This window comes from Vibrio agarilyticus (genome assembly GCF_012641465.1).
Lineage (GTDB): Bacteria > Pseudomonadota > Gammaproteobacteria > Enterobacterales > Vibrionaceae > Vibrio > Vibrio agarilyticus.
The window spans coordinates 1-19,534 of sequence record NZ_JABAIK010000008.1 but is presented as its reverse complement, the minus strand read 5'-3'; the positions used below and the strand labels follow the sequence as shown (position 1 = coordinate 19,534).

General features: G+C 50.1%; 12 protein-coding genes and 1 pseudogene. 7 read left to right on the top strand and 6 right to left on the bottom strand.

The window, feature by feature from the left end; all coding sequences use genetic code 11:
* Positions 1–34: 34 nt before the first annotated feature.
* The 4 genes from recD to HGP28_RS09405 form a co-directional block, all read right to left on the bottom strand.
* Positions 35–2,302, bottom strand: coding sequence for an exodeoxyribonuclease V subunit alpha (gene recD, locus HGP28_RS09420; protein WP_246225675.1), 2,268 nt, complete (start codon positions 2,300–2,302; stop codon positions 35–37).
* A complete protein-coding gene (gene recB / locus HGP28_RS09415; RefSeq protein WP_168836207.1) occupies positions 2,299–6,126 on the bottom strand; it encodes an exodeoxyribonuclease V subunit beta in 3,828 nt (1,275 codons plus the stop codon). The genes recD and recB overlap by 4 nt, the downstream gene beginning before the upstream one ends.
* A gap of 291 nt (positions 6,127–6,417) precedes the next feature.
* A complete protein-coding gene (gene recC / locus HGP28_RS09410; protein WP_168836206.1) occupies positions 6,418–9,936 on the bottom strand; it encodes an exodeoxyribonuclease V subunit gamma in 3,519 nt (1,172 codons plus the stop codon).
* 101 nt (positions 9,937–10,037) lie between these two features.
* A complete protein-coding gene (locus HGP28_RS09405) occupies positions 10,038–10,643 on the bottom strand; it encodes a type VI secretion system-associated protein TagO (RefSeq protein WP_168836205.1) in 606 nt (201 codons plus the stop codon).
* A 439-nt stretch (positions 10,644–11,082) separates the two neighbouring features.
* On the opposite strand from HGP28_RS09405, the gene HGP28_RS09400 reads away from it, so the two are divergent.
* Positions 11,083–11,802, top strand: coding sequence for an SDR family oxidoreductase (locus tag HGP28_RS09400; protein ID WP_168836204.1), 720 nt, complete (start codon positions 11,083–11,085; stop codon positions 11,800–11,802).
* A 74-nt stretch (positions 11,803–11,876) separates the two neighbouring features.
* On the opposite strand, the gene HGP28_RS09395 is transcribed toward HGP28_RS09400, so the two are convergent.
* The gene (locus HGP28_RS09395; RefSeq protein ID WP_168836203.1) at positions 11,877–12,830 is read right to left on the bottom strand and encodes a TDT family transporter; all 954 of its coding nucleotides are present in this window, start codon (positions 12,828–12,830) and stop codon (positions 11,877–11,879) included.
* 20 nt (positions 12,831–12,850) lie between these two features.
* Positions 12,851–13,813 (bottom strand): TDT family transporter, encoded by a 963-nt coding sequence (locus HGP28_RS09390; protein ID WP_168836202.1) that lies wholly within the window; start codon positions 13,811–13,813, stop codon positions 12,851–12,853.
* A 171-nt stretch (positions 13,814–13,984) separates the two neighbouring features.
* Here HGP28_RS09390 and HGP28_RS09385 point away from each other — a divergent pair, with 171 nt between their 5' ends.
* From HGP28_RS09385 to HGP28_RS09360, 6 genes and pseudogenes are all read left to right on the top strand, one after another.
* Positions 13,985–14,878, top strand: coding sequence for a LysR family transcriptional regulator (locus HGP28_RS09385; RefSeq protein WP_168836201.1), 894 nt, complete (start codon positions 13,985–13,987; stop codon positions 14,876–14,878).
* A gap of 111 nt (positions 14,879–14,989) precedes the next feature.
* Positions 14,990–15,286 carry a YebG family protein gene (locus HGP28_RS09380; protein ID WP_168836200.1) on the top strand — a complete coding sequence of 99 codons (297 nt, stop codon included), beginning with the start codon at positions 14,990–14,992 and terminating at the stop codon, positions 15,284–15,286.
* Positions 15,287–15,592: 306 nt separating this feature from the next.
* Entirely contained in the window at positions 15,593–16,624 is a 1,032-nt protein-coding gene (dapD, locus tag HGP28_RS09375) for a 2,3,4,5-tetrahydropyridine-2,6-dicarboxylate N-succinyltransferase (protein WP_168836199.1), read from the top strand.
* Positions 16,625–16,893: 269 nt separating this feature from the next.
* Positions 16,894–18,429: a glycerol kinase GlpK gene (gene glpK / locus HGP28_RS09370; RefSeq protein ID WP_168836198.1), complete on the top strand. Its 1,536-nt coding sequence runs from the start codon at positions 16,894–16,896 to the stop codon at positions 18,427–18,429.
* A gap of 24 nt (positions 18,430–18,453) precedes the next feature.
* Positions 18,454–19,026 carry a gamma-glutamylcyclotransferase family protein gene (locus tag HGP28_RS09365; protein WP_168836197.1) on the top strand — a complete coding sequence of 191 codons (573 nt, stop codon included), beginning with the start codon at positions 18,454–18,456 and terminating at the stop codon, positions 19,024–19,026.
* A gap of 158 nt (positions 19,027–19,184) precedes the next feature.
* Positions 19,185–19,534: pseudogene (locus HGP28_RS09360) on the top strand (transposase); the annotation flags it as partial.

Here is a 19,534-nt window from a genome sequence, read left to right as displayed (position 1 = left end):
TCACTTTCGAAGCATCATGTCTTTCTTGAGTTAATCAAAAATTGCGACGTAAACGACTGATCAAACCGCTTGCTCGCTCCGTTTTTACGCTGATACCTCGATTCAATATCGCAAGATCTGCGTACAACGCAAGACGCTGCTTAGCGCGAGTCACGCCGGTGTAAATCAATTCACGGGTTAAAATTGGGCTTATATTGGGCGGCAGCACCATCAAGGTAAACTCAAATTCGCTGCCTTGCGACTTGTGCACTGTCATTGCATAGGCCGTCTCATGCTCAGGCACGCGACTGGGGAGCACGGCTTTAATTTGACCGTTGGGCAGTTCAAAAAACACTTTCAGCCGAGCCGGCTCAAGGCTTTCATCGAGCAAACAGATCCCGATATCCCCATTATACAGCCCCAACGCGTGGTCATTACGTGTCACCATGACGGGCCGGCCAGCGTACCAAAGCTCCTCTTGGGTGTGGATCAATCGACGCGCTGCAAGCGCTCGCTCAATGCGATGGTTCAACCCTGTCACGCCAAAGTCACCTTCGCGTAACGCGCACAATAAGCGACAGCGATTAAACGCTGACAACGCTTGCTTGGCTTTCTCTTCCATCGCAGCTTTTCGCTGCGCGCTCGAGAGCGCAGCGAGGGTGCTTTGATCGTGACTCGCCAAGGCAAACTGACTCAATGGGTGTGGGACAAGCTGCAGATAGGCGCGATATTGCGCCACCAGGGTTTGAATCATCTCATGGTAGCTGTCGTGGTTTAATGGCGCGTGGCTGATGTCATCAAATTGAAGACGCCACACCGTTTCTAATTGCGCCACTTGGCCTGAATTTATCGCTTTGGCTAGCTGACCAATTCCTGAGCGCGCATCAAAGCGGTAGCTTTTTTGCAGCATGCACAGACTGTCGGCCACGGGCGCGCTGATATTCACGCGCGCAGCCGACGCGGCCAATGGTTCAAAACCAGTTAATTTTGCTAGCATCGCCGCTTGTTGGCGCGAGTACCCTTGCCGTTGAAATGCACAGATATCACCCAGTATGGCGCCGGCCTCCACTGAGGCCAATTGATCTTTATCGCCGAGTAAAATCAGCCGCGCATGTTGTGGTAGCGCATCCACCAGTTTGTACATCAGTGACAAATCGACCATCGACGCTTCGTCGACCACCAAAATGTCCAAATGCAATGGGTTATGCCGATGATGACGAAACTCAGCGCTGTTCGGTATCGCGCCGAGCAATCGATGCAGGGTACTGGCTTCGGTTGGTATATGCGCTTTTTGGTCTGGATCAATGGGCAGAGCGTGAACCGCTTTACCCATGGATTCGGTTAATCGAGCCGCGGCTTTTCCAGTGGGCGCAACGAGCTTTATGGTTGGGCGCGTTGCAGGGTCGAGCTCTAACAATGCCGCCAGCAGCTTGGTCACTGTGGTGGTTTTTCCCGTTCCCGGTCCACCAGAAATCACCGCAAAGCGGCGAGTTAATGCCACCGCCGCCGCTACTTTTTGCCAATTGATGCAAGCGCTTAATGGCACCAGCGTGTCGAGCTGCTCTAGCGCTCGTACCCCATTTGGTAAGGTTAAAGCGTCACACAAACAGCGGTCAATCGTCGGCCAATCAAGCTGACTGTCATCGACAATATCGAGCATATCACCACAAAGCTGCTGCCGCTGATTTGCGCTGCTGTTGTCTAACCGCTGCAACGCTTGCCACAAATAGTGATATTGCCGCGCGAACAAATGGTCCAGCCGTTGACGCAGTTGGGTGATTTGATCTTGAGTTAATGACATCGCGCCAGATAACTGATTCAGTTTATTCGCTAACGTCACTTCATAATGCCAATAACGCTGCAGATAAAGCCGCTCGCCATCGAACATGAGCGGCGTCGCGACTGCGTGTGTCGCCTCATCGGCACTTAATGCGCCTTCTGGCTCTACCTGAGATTGCACCCCCACCAGCGGCGAGTTGCTCAGTACCGTTTGCCAGTCAATTGCCTGACAGGCTCGATTGAGCGCTCGACCCGCATCACCATAAAGCCCGAGCTTGCTGGCAAAATCACAATGCACTGATGTTGCGTTAGGCATTGCCTTTGCCTCATAGCCAAACAAGGTTAAACAGATGTGTCCTTTGCCAAGCTCTGCGCTGACGACACCTGCGATAAAACCGAGCCGCTCATCACCCGATTGCGCCTCAATAAACCGAGCAAATTGCCAGTCCAATTGACGAATCATACCCTGCCGAGCTAACGACGCGAGCAAGGCGTGAAATGAAAACTTTGCGTCGACGTTTTCAACTAACATGGTTGAGCTCATAGTAACTCCATCTGTCCCGCATCGGTGTGTCTTGGGGGTAATACATCGCCTTGGATTAATGCATCCAATTGATCAATAAAGGTTTCGCTAGGTTTGGCGTAAAACACCCCATGATCGCTCGAGCCATCCATGCCGCGCAAAAATAGATAATAAACGCCACCGAAATGACGTGAGTAATCATAATCCTGCAAGCGGCTGCGTAAAAACCGATGCAGCGCGAGAGCGTAGAGTTGGTATTGCAAATCATAGCGGTGATCGGCCATCGCTTGCTCAAGTGCATCGCGATGGTAAGCGGCAACACTGTCACCAAGGTGATTGGATTTCCAGTCCAAAACGTAATACCGCCCTTGATGCTCAAACACCAAATCAATAAACCCTTTGAGCATGCCATGAACCGTTTGAAATCCAAGATCGCCAGCGCGTGCTGACAGCGGATCAAACCGCTGAGCCAGACGGTTAAACTCGCCCGCTTGCAACACCTCAACTGGCAGCAAAAACTCCATCTCGACGAGGCGTTGAGCTGGGGTTAATTGATTGAGTTGCAAAGATTTCCCATCGAGCGGTGTGGCCAATACGGTATCAATTTGCGCGGCTAACACCCCTTGCCATTGCGGATCAAACTGCGCCAACGCGAGCTGCTCGTCAATAATGGCGCGATTGCTCTCATCACTGGCTGATTGGCTAAATTCAATTTGCTCAAACAGGGTGTGAAGAAATGTGCCGGGTGTCGCCCCGCGTGGAAAATCAAAAATAGTAGGTGAAGGCTCAGTGATACCAGACGCCTCTTTAGCGCCAGACAATTCTTCTGCGCCAGAAGATGCTGGCGCGATATCAAACATTGCGCGGGTTTCGTTATCGCTATTGTTATCGTTAAAGGCTACCGGATTGGTCTCAAACGGGCGTAATTCTGCCTCTTGCTCTATCGCGCGATTCGCAGGGCTTAGCGAAGTGGCATTAAACGCGTCGATATCAAAACTGGCGCTAGCGATACCCTCAAGAGCTAAGATCCCGTCAAGTGCCAGAGGCGTAGGCGTTAGCGAGTCACCTTGACTATGGCTTGATTTCACTAGCCCAGAATAGCTGGTAATACGCCAACTTCGGTCGATGCGCGCGCTCAATTCAGCCGCCACCAGCGGCGTATGTGGCGCCGTTTTCGCTTGAAAAGGAGCGAGCTGATTGGTCGGCGGCATACTTTGTATCACATCAGCGTGCGCACCTGCGGCATTGATACTGCACTGAGTGGCTATCGCTTGGCAAAACGTCGCAACGCCGCCTTCTTGGCCATTTTGCAGCAAATAGCCCATGGCAGAAAGGTGTGCGCCGGTTGGCTCTGTTTTGGCTCGCCCAAGGCGCAGCGGCGCAGTACCGATAAAACAGCCATAGACCGCGCGAGTTAACGCTACATAGAGCAAGCGTAAATCTTCCGCCAAGCGCTCTTTATCGGCCAGCGCTAAGGCCTCTGTCGGTGCGGTGATATCAAGCAAGGTGCAATCTTGAGTGGCATCGTAATATTTGGCTTCTTGCGCTTGGCGATAGCTCATCACAAATGGCAGCATTACCAAATCGTATTCCAAGCCTTTTGATTTATGGATGGTGACAATTTGCACCAAATTACGCTCAGACTCTAACCGCTGGATCTGCTCGTCACTGCCTCCTACGCCTTGCTCAGCATCACTGACCGCCTGAGCCAACCAACGTAATAGCGCGTGATCGCTGTCTAATTCATTGCTCGCTTGCTGCAGCAACTCACCAATGTGCATTAAGTCAGTGAGTGCGCGCTCACCCCCTTCGCTCGCCAGCAAACGTTCCGCAATATGACGCTTGCTCATCACCGCGCGCAGCATCGGTAAAACGCCGCGCTGTTGCCACAATTTGCGGTACTCTTTGATTTCAGCCAGAGCGCTTTCCCACGCCAACTCATCGTTATTGAGCGCGTCCAAGCTTGCGGCATCCAAGGCAAACAGCTCACTGGCAAGACACGCGCGAAGTGCGCGCTCATTCTCCGGCGTTAACACCGCTTGCAGTAATCGCTGCACGTCTTGTGCGACCGCACTGGAAAACACACTGTCCCGATTAGACAGGTAAACACTGGCGATCCCTTGTTCAAATAGCGCCCGTTGAATGCGTTGTCCCTCACTTCCAGTGCGTACTAACACGGCAATATCACCCGCACTGATCTCACGCTGTGTCTCGCCGTCGATAAAATGAGCGTTACCTTGCTGGGCCGCGCTTAATATTGAATGAATTTGACTGGCGCAAGCCTCGGCCATTTGGGTGAGATAGTCCGATTTACTTTGGGGCGCGTCGAGACTCTCATCCAACCAATAGGTGAGCGCCGGTTGAGCGACATCATGAGAGCGCCAATAGCGTGAGGCCGCTTTGGGGCTGCTGTTGACCGGATAAAACGGAATGTCATTATCGTAAATAAAGGGGTTGGTTGCCGTTGCAAATATTTGATTGACTGCGCCTACCATAGCATCACTCGAACGCCAGTTGGTGCCAAGGGTATAGTGAGCACTCACTTGATTACGCGCTTTGATATAAGTGAAAATATCTGCGCCACGAAAACCATAAATCGCTTGCTTGGGATCGCCAATCATCAACAACGCACTTTGAGGATCGGGCAAATAAATTCGACTAAAAATGCTGTATTGCAACGGATCGGTATCTTGAAATTCATCAATCATCGCAACCGGATATAAGGTTCGAATTCGATTGGTCAGCGTTCCATCACTTTCAAGATCAATCGCCGCAGAAAGTTGACTCAGCAAGTCATCAAACGATAACCAGTGCTTTTGCGCTTTGGCTTTAGCCAGCGCGTCACGGCAATGACTGATAGCGTGCGCCAGCAAAGGCGCTTCAAGGGATATCGGTTGCGCCAAGAAATGCTCAATCGCCACAAATGCAGCGTGCTCTGGCGCCTCGCCTGACGGCGTTTTCTCATTCAGCGCGCTCTGGCTAAAACGAGTTAACGCGTCAGGAAAATGATAATCTCGCGTCTCACTCTCGGCCCAACGATTCACCGCCTCAAGCCAATTGGGGAGTGACTTTTTACTGTAACTGCGTTTGTTGATGTTAGATTGCTCAATCAGCGATAGATAATCACTTTCACCGCTGCGCCATAGCGTTTTTAGCTGGTCAATTTTGGCTAAATTGTCTTGATGCAATTGGCTAAGTTCCCCTTGCATCGGGGCCGTAGTCATCGTCAGTGGCGATCCTGACAAATAAGGACCAATTTTTGCCAGCAGTGCACTTGGTGAACTCCACAAGGCGCGTACCTCGGCCGCGAGCGCCAGTGGCAACGGATAAAACTGTCGCCGCCAATAATCGGCCACCACCTGTGCTTTTAAGCGCCCTTCATCGGTAATGAATTCATTATTAAACCGCGCGCCAGATTCAAACGCGTTTTGCGTTAGCATGCGCTGACAAAAACCGTGGATCGTATAGACCGCCGCTTCGTCCATTTGCCGCTCGGCTTGCAACAGCAGCTGCGCCGCATCCGCGTGATCGCTTATCTCACTGAGCAGTGGCTTGAGCACAGGATCGTCGCTAACACCGCGTGCAAACGCCAAGCGCGCATCATGAATTCGCGCGCGGATCCGCTCACGCAACTCCGCCGTCGCCGCTTCGGTAAAGGTCACCACTAGGATCTGCTCGACAGTCAGAGGCGCTGCATGACGTGAGGCGTCGGTGCCGTGCCCCAGCAACAGACGCAAATAAAGCCCAGCAATAGTAAAGGTTTTTCCGGTTCCCGCAGAGGCTTCAATCAGACGAGCGCCATGCAGAGGAAAAGTCATAGTGTCGAGCGCGGTGGGTTGCGTCATGCGGTATTGCCTTTTGCTGTAATTAAGTGGTTCTCAAAACTGATGTCGAATTCAACTCAGCAAGATATTGATAGTGTGATCGAACGTTTAAAATGATGAGATTATGAATAGCCAGAAGACAATAAACTCATCAAGTGGGATCTTTCTCACGGCAGACAGCCAAAGTGGACGCTAATATCCGCGCCATGCACTGGCAAGCCAGTCACTCGAATTTGGTCTCTCTGACCCTGTGGCCGTACAGTAAACACCCTACACATAATAATGATTTCCTGACGGCCACCCTACTCTTTCCTATGCTCGTGACGCCTCTTCTTGATCTTGCCAATATAATCTTGGTGTTTGAAGCACGCGTTGACTTAACGCTCGCACCTGCTTTGCAAGATCATCATCCCATTTAGGCCAAATGCGTTGTATATACACGTTACTGCCCTCGCCGTCACTGAGATAGCTTGGATTAAACGTCTCGGCCATTTTCTTTAACGCTTTGTCTTCATCATCTTGCCACACCCCACTGCGACCTATCCCCGCTTCGACGTTGGCGAGGGCCGTGCTGGGAAAGTACGCCAATGGCGCGTCCATACCTTGATAAAATAACGCCACCAGTTGTTCCAGCTCACTGCGCGCCTCTGTCGCGCTGGCAAGAGGTGGGTAAACCCAATGGACAACGCCTTTTTTACGGTCGTATCCAATCATATGAGTGGGGCTGGCAAATCCTGCTGCGTTCATCGCCAAATGATCAAGCCAAGCGCTCAATTGATCTTGCGCACGGAGTCGTCCAGAGCGATAACGAATCAATCCTGCCTGATAATATTGCGTCAGCCAGCCCTGCAACTGAACGGAAGTCTCAGTCTCAATCTTAGTCTCAGTCTCAGTCTCAAGGGACAAACTTAAATTGATTTCAATATCATCGCGTGGCGCTTGAGTGACAAAATGCAAACGCTCAAGCAGCGCATCAATTTGCGCACGATTGGCATCAAATTCAATCTCGCCAAAAGCGCCAACTGGCAATTTACCTTCCGCTCGTTGCTGCGCTTTAAATAATCCGGCTGCGGCGTCTGCCTGCGCTGGGCTCTTGAGCAATGCCGCAAGTTTGGTTTCCAGCAAGGCATCGCGCATCTGGTAACTGTCAAGGCCACTGAGTACAAACGGCTCATCATCTTCAGCCACAGGTAACGGCGGCTCAAACACCACTTTCAAACGGCGATTAAAGAAGTACTGCACCGGTAAGCGCCAAAAGCGCTGTAATTCAACCCAGTCGAGCAGCAGCGGTGTGACGGCGCCTTCAAGGTATGGGGTTAACGCTCGATTGAACGCGCCACTGGCTACCCCTTGACGATTCACCGCGGGTAACCACTCTTTTGCGTAGCTTTGAGCATTGTGGTTTAAACCATCACGACGTTCTTCACCAAAAGCGCTCGGCGCAAACGGCACCATTGCGTGATACTGAGTTAATGCTCGCACCAAGCGAGTGCCGGACTCGTCCACACTTAACGCTTCATCGCCTTGTAAGGCATAATTTTGCTGACAATACTCGAGCAACTCTGCCACCAGCACTGAGGGAACTTTGGTGCTATTGTCTTGAATCGAGCGGCCAACATAACTGATATACAGTGCCTGCTGCGCCGATAGTAACGCTTCTAAAAAGAGATAACGGTCATCGTCACGACGTGAGCGGTCGCCCGGTTTCCCTCGGCCATTCATTAAATCAAACCCTTCCGGTGGCATCGAACGAGGGTAAACGCCATCGTTCATGCCGAGCAGGCACACGGTGTGAAACGGTATCGAGCGCATGGGCATCAAGGTGCAAAAGTTGACTTGGCCCGCCAAAAAACGCTGACTGACGCGAGTGCCAGAAAGTTTATTGTTGAGATACAAGCTGACGACGGCAGGAGAGAGCATCGCATCAAAATGATCGCTCAGCGCGGACTCTCGCACTTGTTGCGCCAACTGGCCTAGGGTATCGCGAATGCTTTTCAGCGCCATTTCCCCTTCCAGTTCCACGCTAAAGCAGTCCTCGAGCAGCGCGCTCAAATGCTGCTGCCATAGCTCAGCGCTGTGAGTCTGGACTAGAAGCTTACGATAATGCGCAATGGTTTCAATATAGTGAGCCAATTTGCCTGCTAATTCGGCACTTAACCCTTGCACATCATTAAACGGCGCAATGTCCCCCTGCGCCGTTGCAAACAAACCGGCTTCCGGCACCATGGCATACCCTAACAGCATGCGAGAGATGCCAAACTGCCAAGTATTTTGCTCGCCACTGGGCAATGAGAACTCGCTCGCCGTTTGGCTATCTAGCCCCCAACGTACACCCGATAGTTCCACCCACTGCTTAGCTTGATTAAATTCATTTTGATCCATTCCAAATCGACGCAAAATCGCCGGAGTTTCAAGTAGCTCAAGCAACTCGGAGGCTAAGCAGCGTGTGGTCGGTAAGGCTAAAAGTTGTAAAAACGCCGCCAAAATGGGGCTTTCTTGGGTGGCGGTACGGTCAGAGATCGAAAACGGAATATAACGCTCACCCGGCGCATTACCAAACACTGCTTGGATCGCAGGGCTGTAAGCATTGATGTCAGCCACCATCACAATAATGTCACGCGGTTTCAGGTTTGGGTCGGCATCAAAACGGGCCAGCAATTGGTCGTGAAGCACTTCAACCTCTCGCATCGCGCTGTGACAAACATGCACGGTAAGAGAGCTATCGACTGGCGAAATCATCGGCTTATGAGCGCTCGATAGCAATTGCGTATCGTCTTGATGCTCCTCTAAATCCAAAATATCGGCTTGTAAGTGATGCAATAAATTGTCGCGCGGGATCTCGACAAACGCATCAATTTCATTCGACTCTGCCTGTGCGAGCAAAAACAGATTATCTCGACCCAATTTGCCCATTGACGCCAGCAGACTGTTGCCGGTCATGTGGCTTTCTAATACCTCGCTCACTGCCAGCGACGGTTTTAACTGAGCAACATCTCCGGTCAGTATCGCCTCACGTTCACGCAGTGCAAGCTGCTGACGATGGCGCGCCGCCAGACGGGCCAAAAATTTTCTATCGCGCACTTCACCCCAGTAGTAGCGGCAGGGGTTGGTAAACATTAGATGCACATCAATGTGCTGACCTAACGCGCGCAATGCGTCCATATAGCGCGGGGGAAGAGAGGTAATACCAAACACAAAAAGCCGTTTTGGCAATCGAGTTAAATCCACATTGGGCTGAGCTAAGGCGTCAATGAAGTCTTGGTATAAGTTGGCGCGATGGTAGCGCGATTGATTCAAATTTGCGGTGGCATCGGTCAGTTCGCGCCATAAAATAGGCTGCCAAGGGTGCTCATCTTCGAGCTCTGCCACCGTTTCATTGCGCTCCCAAGCCGCAATCCATTCCGGGCGGTAAACCAAATAGCCATCATAAATGTCGGCGATTTTTTCAGCCAACTGATATCGTTTGGTACCATCGATGTCGTCATCCAAATAACGTGTGAGCGAAGCAAAAGCGTCATCATCGCATTTCTCTGGCAATAACTGCATCAACTTCCAAGTCATCGCCTCTTTATTAAATGCACTTCGAACCGGAACCTCTGGCAATACTTCAACAAACATTTGCCAGATAAATGTTGCAGGTAAGGGGAAGTTCAGATTTGCCGCAACGCCAAGCTCTTTGGCCAAAGCCATTTTCAGCCACTGCGACATGCCGGGGCTTTGTACCAATATTTGTTCCGACTCAAACGGGTTATCCAGCGGCGCCCGTTGAATCAGTGCGACCAGCACCGAGGTTAATAATTCGACTTGATTGGAGTGATAAACTGTAAACACGGCAGGCCCTGCGCTTTTAACAAGATAACGGCAACTGTGCTAAGCCTATCACAGCCCGATTTACGGCCCAACCAAACTGCTTCAAATATGACGCGAGTCCTTTACCAACGGCAACTTTCTCGCAGAGTGGTGAGTGCATGATTTAGACCGGAAGTGTCAAATATCGCAGTGATAGGATCTTTATTGTAAGGGGTTATTTGGGCAACCAAACGATTCGATTTTGCAATGTGTTTTAGAAATGATATGGGCTGGGTATGGTAGGTAGCCCGATGATCGCTTGACTGACGCCACTGCGTTCGCATCGCTGGCTCTGTGCCAATTCGGGTCAATACACTATTTTCAACACCCAAATAAGTTCGCCACATAATATAGGCTTCTGTTTTATTACCCAAACAACGTGCCACAAAATTAACACGTCGATGCCAAGGATCTTGGTGAGATATTGTATCAAGCTTTAAAGTCACTGATTTCGTATCATCAATTGGATTAATCTTTTCTGAAATTGTCCATTTTCCAGTGCGTTGGGATTCAAACACTTTTTTAGGCACAACATTACTTTGATATCCTTGTGCCATCGCATCATAACAACTCAATCGTGCTAATTCGTTCTCGACCAAAGTGCAAGAAGCAATTTCTTTATTACTCTCTACCGCCAATGCATTGAATGACAACATTATTAATGCACTACACCATCCCAAAAAATTCATTATTTACGCACCAATTAACCTCTGTTGCATATTGATTTCTGATAAGCCTATCAAAATGATATATCAGTACCATTACACATATTCATTTTTGTGAATGGCAGCCGATAAAATGACCAATAAAAGCAATCGTAATATCTGTTTTAATTAAATATTACCGCAGTAAAAATATGGGTATCTCGATTATTCACCCCAGATTTATTCAACTCAAAATACTTTAATGTCAGATATACCCAAACAACTTGGAGTTGCAGCTAGGCGACAAGCGAGCAAAGCCTTCAAACATCACGCCTTTCATAACGCTAATTTGATACAAACATAAGAACGAGACACTTTCGGTGCTCTGTCAGTTTGGTGACGTTGCCATATTGTCCTTAACTACACTCTGGATAAGCCTATCTCTGGAATATGGCGTCGGTCGTTAACTGGATTGGAGACAAAGATGAAAAAGCTGATTGTGATTACAGGTGCAAGTTCTGGTATTGGCGAAGCGATTGCTCGTCGTTTTAGCGCTGCAGGTCATCCCTTATTATTAGTCGCCCGACGATTAGACCGTTTGCAAGCCCTGCAGTTGCCAGACACGCTGTGTGAGCAAGTGGATGTGTTAGATAAAACATCGTTTGAAGCCGCGATTGCCAAAGCAGAAGCGCAGTTTGGTCCGACAGATTGCATTGTCAACAACGCCGGCGTAATGCTTTTAGGTCAACTCGATGTACAAAATCCGGCAGAATGGCAGCAGATGTTTGATGTCAATGTGATTGGTCTAATGAATGGCATGCAAGCCGTACTAGCGCCAATGAAACAACGACGCTGCGGCACCATTATTAATATCAGCTCGGTCGCAGGCCGAAAAACCTTTCCCAATCATGCCGCATATTGTGGAACTAAATTTGCGGTGCACGCCATCTCGGAAAACGTGCGCGAAGAAGTCGCGGCTTTTGATGTACGGGTAACCACCATCGCGCCAGGCGCGGTAGAAACTGAATTGCTGTCGCACACCTCGTCAAATGAAATTAAAGCGGGCTACGAGAGTTGGAAAGAAGATATGGGCGGCGTGCTAGTCGCAGATGATATTGCGCGCGCCGTTGACTACGCGTACAACCAGCCTCAGGGAGTTTGCGTGCGTGAAATCATGTTAGCACCAACGCGTCAGCAACCCTAAATAGCCATACCGAATACCACGCCCTTGTCGCACAGTTCGCCGCTCAACTCATTGATAGGGGCTTTATATATATCTTATCGCAAAGAACGCAAACCATAACGCCCCAATCGAATCACAACATACAAAACCACAATCGTGGCTATCCAAAGTTGTATCATCGCAATTGCCTGTATCGGCTCGCTATATTGCGTCATATCGGCGTGAGATTGTAGCCAGTCCTTTAGCTTCAACAGCGCAGTGGCGCTGATCACAATCGGGAATGTATAAGAGGCGTAACTGGGGCTCAGTGGCAAGCGTAACAGTTGGAAAAAAGCGATGTAGACAATGGCCGTCATCAACAAGGCCATGCCTAAAAACAGGGCAATGATCAACGGCGACGGTATCGCAACCAAGACTAAATACCCAGCCAAACACAAGCTGGCTGGCGCCGCCAAAATGGCAATATTGGGTTTGACGGCGTCAGGCATGCCTTGACTGATGATTAATTGAAACAAAATTAGCGGCAGCATGATAACGCAAGCAACCATGCCCAATATTAAAACGCCCCAAGCGATGGGCAACAGCGCTGGGTTACCAGAAAAAGAGAGGACCGCAACTAAAATGCCAACCGGTGGAATGAACCAACTCGGGCTGACTGGCTCTTGTCCCACGTAACGCAGCCGAAAATAGCCAAACCCCAGCAACAATAAGAGATGCAAAGCAACCGCAACTAGCCACAGCGTTTCACCGAATGACCATGAAAGCATTCTCACGCTGATAGAAACGAGCATCAAGGTCATCGAAAATGTCGGTAACACACTGCCTAAAATGGGGTGCGCTACATCTTTGATCAGCTGATGAGGATTGAGCGCGTACTTCAACGCCACGACAAGCAGTAATAATGAGGCGATGATTGCCGAGCTCCACAGATACCCATGCCCCGATGAGAGAACGCTACTCCAATTGACGCCTAAACTGGCAATGCCAAGCGCCAATCCTGCCAGTGGCGTTGGAATGTGTTGGCTCTCATTGGCGATGCGTTGATTCATGATTTATTTCGCCATGTTGCTTATTGGATCTGACGTGGAACCCAGAGCAGATGATAAAAATACGCCAACGCGACGTAAGTGACAACAAGAGTAGCAACCCACAGTTCAGCGGTCGCCAGCCAATGAATTTGCTCGGTGTACTGCGCTTCCAGCCCACGAGATTGCATCCAGATCTCAAGTTTAAACAACGCGGTCGCGCTTATCACAATTGGAAACGTAAAGGCGGCATAACCTGGACTGAACGGCAGCCGTAGTAAGCGAAAAAACGACACATAGATGATGCTGGTCATTAGCACAGCAATACCAAATAGCAGTGCCACTATGATGGGCGATGGCGTTGCCGTTACGGTCAAATAACCAGCAAGAGACAGGCTGGCTGGCGCGGCCAAGATAGCAAGCGTTGGTTTAGCCGCGTCGGGCACTTCATGAGTGAAAATTAGACGATAAATCATCAGAGGCAACATAATCGCGTAGGCGCACATACCAAACACAAGCGCAACGTAGGCAATCGGCTCCAGTGCGGGGCTGCCAGAAAAAGAGACATCCGCAACAATAATGCCAACAGGTGGCACAAACCAGCTCGGCACCATATGGTGAAGTTCAAAATCGCGCAGGCGGTGATAGATAAAACTGATCAAAAAAACCACATGGAGAGCGACCGCAAACAGCCACAATGCATCGCCCGCAAGTTGAAAAAACTGACCAAGACTGTTTGAGACCACCATGGTCGCCATCGCAAAGGTTGGCACCACGCTGCCAACCACGGGGTGCGCCAAATCTTGACGTAACAGGTGACCATGAAAGAGAAACTTTACCGCCAAAATCACCAATAGCACCGAAGCAATCGCAGCCGCTAACCATTGACCCCAATGCCCTAAAGGCGCCACATTTTCCCAACTCCAGCCGAGACTTGCGATGCCTAAGGCCAAACCTGCCATTGGGGTTGGTGCATTTTTAAACCGTTTTGTAACCCGTTGAATCATAGTGTTACCCACTCTTGCCAGCATTTCCGTTAGAGAGCCATCTTATGCCGACATCGCGTTCAGTTAAATTCAATCATTTACGACATACGTTAAGCAAAACTAAACATTTATTCGCCTTTCGTTGGTAGTCAGTTTATGCTTGAGCGCTCACTGCCATTGAACTTGTTGCTCATGCCTTTAACATTAAAACAATTGCGCACCTTTGTTGCTATTACTCAGCACGGCACATTAACCGCTGCCGCCGACGCACTGTTTATCTCAAAAGCGGCCTTGAGCATGAGCTTGGCTGAATTGGAAAAACAATTGGGGCAACCGCTCTTTGATCGGGTTAACCATCGCCTGCGACTGAATCAAGCAGGTCACGCGCTACTGCCTTACGCCGATGAACTGATCCACCGCAGCGCAGAAATAGCCGATCTGTTTACCCAAGAGGATAGTGCATTCGACACGCTTCGATTGGGCGCAAGTGATACAATTGGCAATTATTTACTCCCTCCCCTACTGCAACGTTTTCGCCAAACGACGGCGCATCAACAGCAGAGCCTATTGATTGCGAATAGTCGTTGTGTCTGCGACAAACTTAGTGCCTTTGAGCTGGACATCGGGTTTATTGAGTCCATTCCCAACAACGACACATTAGACTTTCTGCCTTTTGGTAGTGACACCATGGTCATTGTTGCAGCAACGCATCACCCATTGAGCGCAAAACCGGCGCTCACTTGGGCGGATCTCAACCATCAGTCTTGGCTTATTCGTGAACCTGGGTCAGGTTCGCGCGATTATTTTTTCAACCATGTTGCAACCCAATTCACCGCCTGGCAAACCTCATTGGCGTTGAATTCCAGCGCCAGTATTATAACCAGTGTAAGCGCAGGACTCGGCCTTGCTTGTTTGTCGTTACATGCAGCAAAGCAGGCGATAAAAGCCAACGATGTGGTCGCACTGCCAATCCCATTAAAGGAAGCAAGACCATTATGGCTTGCAGTGCGCAAAGACAAGTATCGCAGTAAAATGATGCTGCAATTTATTGACTTTGCTCGCGCCTCGACGCCATCACACCTTTAGCAGGCGCGCTGGACTTTAACTGGTAAAGGCTGTATAAACGCACAGTAATTGTACTCGCGTAGTTTGCGCGACGTATTCCATCGTATCGACCGAAAAAATAGAGGATGAACCATGGCTGTAATCGTCAAGTACGTGGTAGAACGCAACGGAGAAGAAAAGATGACTTTTACCTCTAAAGCCGACGCTGACGCGTATGACAAAATGCTCGATGTTGCAGATGAGCTATACGATCTTTTAGGTAAAAGTGAAATGCTCACCGATGATGCGCAACAAGAAGACTTAGCAATGTTCCTAGCGCAAAACAAAGAAGAGCTTCTATACGCCCTTGGCGCAAAACGCAAACCAACGCCAAAGAAGCCTAAAGCGGTAAAAAACGCTGACGAAGACGAAGAGCAAGACGCGGCATAATCGCGCCTTGGCTGAATCGTTTTTTTCGGCGGCACGCAGTCATTACCCATTTTGAGACAAAAGTGTCGCCGAAAAGACAACCAATACTCGCAATTCGACCACCTCCCTTGCGCGCCTTTTCACAAGCATAACGGTATGTATAAGATAGCTCATCAATGCGACACTCAGGGTTTCAGTCCTGAATGCCAATAAGGTGACGCCGTCGCCACAGCGATGCAGCTCAACATTAATACCCAAACCATTCGCGGAAAATTTTTGCATCACCGAAACGGCACCCACACAACCCAAACAATTTGGAGATATTCAATGGCCTTCTTTTCTTTTGCTTTTGGCACTGCTACCAAAAATCGTGACGGTAAAATCATCGAAGCGTTTTTTCCTCACCCTCAATTAAACCCAAGTGATGAACTTATTGCGGCGATTACCCCGGTTGTCAACTACGAGCAAGGTAATCAGGCGATTGAAGTCTCGGCTCAACAGAGCGCGCAATTGGCCTCATTACTTGAAGCGCACGGTGATGCAGCTAATGCAGCATTTGCCGCCAAAGCAGCGCAATCGAGTCAGCCGCTTGTGGTGGTCATTTTAGCCAGCGATGAGCAGCCTCAGTCGGTTGCCGAAGGTTTTCTTAAATTACAGCTCATTTCAAACCGTTTGGTGAAACCTCACGGCACTGTGCTGGACGGTATTTTTGGGCTGCTGCATAACATCGCTTGGACCAACGAAGGTCCGATTGACCTACCAGAGCTGGCTGAGCGTCAAATTGAAGCGCGTCTTGCTGGACGAGTTATCAGCGTCGATTGTGTTGATAAGTTTCCGAAAATGGTTGATTACGTTGTTCCCGCTGGCGTACGCATTGCTGATACCTCACGCGTTCGTCTTGGCGCTCACGTCGGTGAAGGCACCACGGTAATGCACGAAGGTTTCATTAACTTCAATGCAGGAACCACTGGGGTCAGCATGGTTGAAGGCCGCATTTCTGCTGGCGTTGTTGTCGGCAATGGCTCAGATATCGGTGGCGGCGCGTCTATCATGGGCACCTTGTCTGGTGGCGGTAAAGTGGTCGTATCAATTGGTGAAAACTCATTGCTTGGCGCAAACGCAGGGCTGGGTTTCCCTCTGGGCGATCGCTGCACCATCGAATCGGGCTTGTATGTTACGGCTGGCTCTAAAGTGCGCATGCTCGATGCGTCGGGCGCGGAAGTGGAAATGGTTAAAGCGCGCGATCTGGCTGGCGTATCGGATCTGCTCTTCCGTCGTAACTCGGTCACAGGTCAAATCGAGTGTCTGGCCAACAAGAGTGCGGTTGAGCTTAACGCCGAACTACACAAAAACAACTAAGATTCTCATTGATACCCAAACCACGTAACGGTGCCAGTCGAGGGCAATAAACAAAATGTTGGCGATGTTATGAAGCGTGTCAACGCCCACGAGCACCACCGCAACTTTACGTGAATAAAACGCCGCACTCGCGGCGTTTTTTCATGGCGAAAGCAAAGCCGCAGCCGCGTCGAAATGTCACATTTTACTCGCCAAACGACAGAGTGAGGTTTAGCTCGCACGTAATTCGCGTTATGCTCTTTTTATCTTTACTACTATGTTCAATTCTCATGGCGCAAACCTCCGCTTTTTCATCTTCCACAGACAACCAATACATCATCGCACTCGATCAAGGCACCACCAGCTCACGAGCGCTTATTTTGGATCATGACGCCAACATTGTGGCGTCTGCACAACGTGAATTTCACCAAATTTACCCCAAAGCGGGTTGGGTTGAGCATGACCCTCTTGAGATCTATGCAACACAAACCGCCACTATGGTCGAAGCGCTCGGTCAATCTGGGATCGGACTGGAGCAGATCGTCGCACTTGGCATCACCAATCAACGAGAAACGACTATTGTCTGGAACAAGGAGACCGGTAGGCCAATTTATAACGCCATTGTTTGGCAATGCCGCCGCACCGCGTCTATTTGTGATGCGCTGCGTGAGCAAGGACTTGAACGCTACATTCAACAAGCAACGGGGTTGGTGTTAGACCCTTATTTTTCCGCCACCAAAATCAAATGGATCTTAGATGAAGTGCCTGAGGCTCGAGCGCTGGCTAACCAAGGTAAGTTGCTGTTTGGCACTGTGGATACTTGGCTAGTTTGGAAGTTAACGCATGGCCGCGTCCATGTGACCGATCATACCAACGCATCGCGCACCATGCTGTTTAATATTAATACACTGACTTGGGATGACACTCTGCTCAAGGCACTTGATATTCCCAAAAGCATGTTGCCAGAGGTGAAATCTTCGTCGGAGATTTATGGTTATGCCGATATGGCAGGCCAAACTGATGCGGGGATTCCGATTGCGGGGATTGCTGGAGATCAGCAAGCGGCACTGTTTGGCCAGCTTTGTGTCGCACCGGGTGACGCTAAAAACACCTATGGAACCGGCTGCTTCTTGCTAATGAACACCGGCCAAGAGAAAGTCACCTCTCAGCACGGTCTGCTGACCACTCTAGCGTGCGATGCTAAAGGTCAGCCATGTTACGCGTTAGAAGGCGCCGTTTTTATGGGAGGCGCGGCAGTGCAGTGGCTGCGTGATGAAATGAAACTCATCGACAGCGCAGCACAATCGCAAGAACTTGCCGAGCAAGTCAGTTCCGCTAACGGGGTTTATGTGGTGCCTGCCTTTACTGGACTCGGCGCGCCCTATTGGGATCCTCACGCTCGCGGCACCATCATAGGTTTAACGCGCGGAGTGGGGGCCAATCACATCGTTCGAGCTACGCTTGAAAGTATTGCTTATCAAACGCGGGACGTTTTAGATGCGATGCAAGCTGACGCTAGCACCTCATTGTGTGAACTTCGAGTCGACGGTGGCGCGGTAGCAAATGATTTTCTCATGCAATTTCAATCTGACGTACTTAACTGTCAGGTGCTACGGCCCCATGTGGTAGAGGTCACCGCTCTGGGCGCGGCCTATCTTGCCGGTCTCGCGGTTGGGTTTTGGCGCGATTTAGATGAGCTAAAAGGCAAAGCGGCGATAGAGCGACGTTTTTCACCCGATGGTGACGAAAGCAAGCGTCAACGTCGTTACCAGGGATGGCAGCGTGCCGTTGCTGGCGCGCGTGCGTGGGCCGCTTGGGAGCCCTAAAATCATTCCATCAGGAGAGCATCAATGCACTACATTTTTGGTTACGGAAGCTTAATTAACGCCGCTTCGCGGGCTCGCACCGGAGAGACAGGTCGCGCGATTCCCGCCATCGCATCGGGGCTGTTACGCTACTGGGGCCAAGTTGAAAGTGCCTATCACCACTCACCTCTTATCGCAGCGCGCGGCGAAGGAAAGATTAACGGCGTGTTACTCGAAATTTCGTCGAGCGCACTGGCGCAATTTGATGCGCGCGAACGCGGGTATCATCGCGTTGAATTACTAAACCATCAAATTTGCTCGCAAATGCCGTTTGACCGCACAGCGTCGATTTGGGTCTACCTCAAAGCGCAACATTTGCCGCCTTCTCAGGCCACCCCCGTACTGCAAAGCTACGTTGACACGGTTCTCGCGGGGTGCCTAGATGTGTCACCATCATTTGCTCAGTGCTTTATTGAAAGTACTTTGGGCTGGCAATTTCCAAGAGAAAATGACAGACAAACGCCACGCTATGGTAATAGAGCGGGTATCCGTGAGGAACATTACCCTCAAATCGACACTTTATTAAATCATCCCTCACTTCTTTCAAGGCATAGTTAAGGTTACTTATACCCGCCCCACTTTACGTTGCAGCGTTGTTGGCTGACTGTCGCAAACCTCATCACATAGTCTGCCTATGCTCAGATGTAATAGCCCCCAATTAAAACGGACACTCATTAGTTAAGCGATAGGCTTAGACCTATCTTTAAGGAGTGCCTATGGAGCGTATTGAAATTTTTACTGGCGAACAGCGTCGCCGTCGTTATACTCCGCAAGAGAAAGCCAAGTTCGTTGCCATGACCATGCAACCGGGCTATTCGGTTTCATTGGTTGCCAGGCAAAACGGCATAACCCCGAGTCTATTGTTTAAGTGGAAAAAGCTCATGCAAGATGGTGGCATGTCTGCAATCCAGTCTGGTGACGAAGTCGTCAGCGCGGCAGACCATAAAGCGCTTCAAAAGAAAGTTAAGCAGCTTGAGCAGCTGCTTGGCCGTAAAACCATGGAAACCGAAATCCTGAAAGAGGCGCTGGAGATAGCCCAGTCAAAAAAGTTGATATCGCGCATGCC

What these genes read in the sequence shown, in the direction of transcription:
- glpK (WP_168836198.1), top strand. Translation starts at nt 16,894, where the DNA reads ATGGCGCAAACCTCCGCTTTTTCATCTTCCACAGACAACCAATACATC.
- HGP28_RS09390 (WP_168836202.1), bottom strand. Translation starts at nt 13,813, where the DNA reads ATGATTCAACGGGTTACAAAACGGTTTAAAAATGCACCAACCCCAATG.
- recB (WP_168836207.1), bottom strand. Translation starts at nt 6,126, where the DNA reads ATGACGCAACCCACCGCGCTCGACACTATGACTTTTCCTCTGCATGGC.
- recD (WP_246225675.1), bottom strand. Translation starts at nt 2,302, where the DNA reads ATGAGCTCAACCATGTTAGTTGAAAACGTCGACGCAAAGTTTTCATTT.
- HGP28_RS09395 (WP_168836203.1), bottom strand. Translation starts at nt 12,830, where the DNA reads ATGAATCAACGCATCGCCAATGAGAGCCAACACATTCCAACGCCACTG.
- HGP28_RS09405 (WP_168836205.1), bottom strand. Translation starts at nt 10,643, where the DNA reads ATGAATTTTTTGGGATGGTGTAGTGCATTAATAATGTTGTCATTCAAT.
- HGP28_RS09385 (WP_168836201.1), top strand. Translation starts at nt 13,985, where the DNA reads ATGCCTTTAACATTAAAACAATTGCGCACCTTTGTTGCTATTACTCAG.
- HGP28_RS09380 (WP_168836200.1), top strand. Translation starts at nt 14,990, where the DNA reads ATGGCTGTAATCGTCAAGTACGTGGTAGAACGCAACGGAGAAGAAAAG.
- HGP28_RS09365 (WP_168836197.1), top strand. Translation starts at nt 18,454, where the DNA reads ATGCACTACATTTTTGGTTACGGAAGCTTAATTAACGCCGCTTCGCGG.
- dapD (WP_168836199.1), top strand. Translation starts at nt 15,593, where the DNA reads ATGGCCTTCTTTTCTTTTGCTTTTGGCACTGCTACCAAAAATCGTGAC.
- HGP28_RS09400 (WP_168836204.1), top strand. Translation starts at nt 11,083, where the DNA reads ATGAAAAAGCTGATTGTGATTACAGGTGCAAGTTCTGGTATTGGCGAA.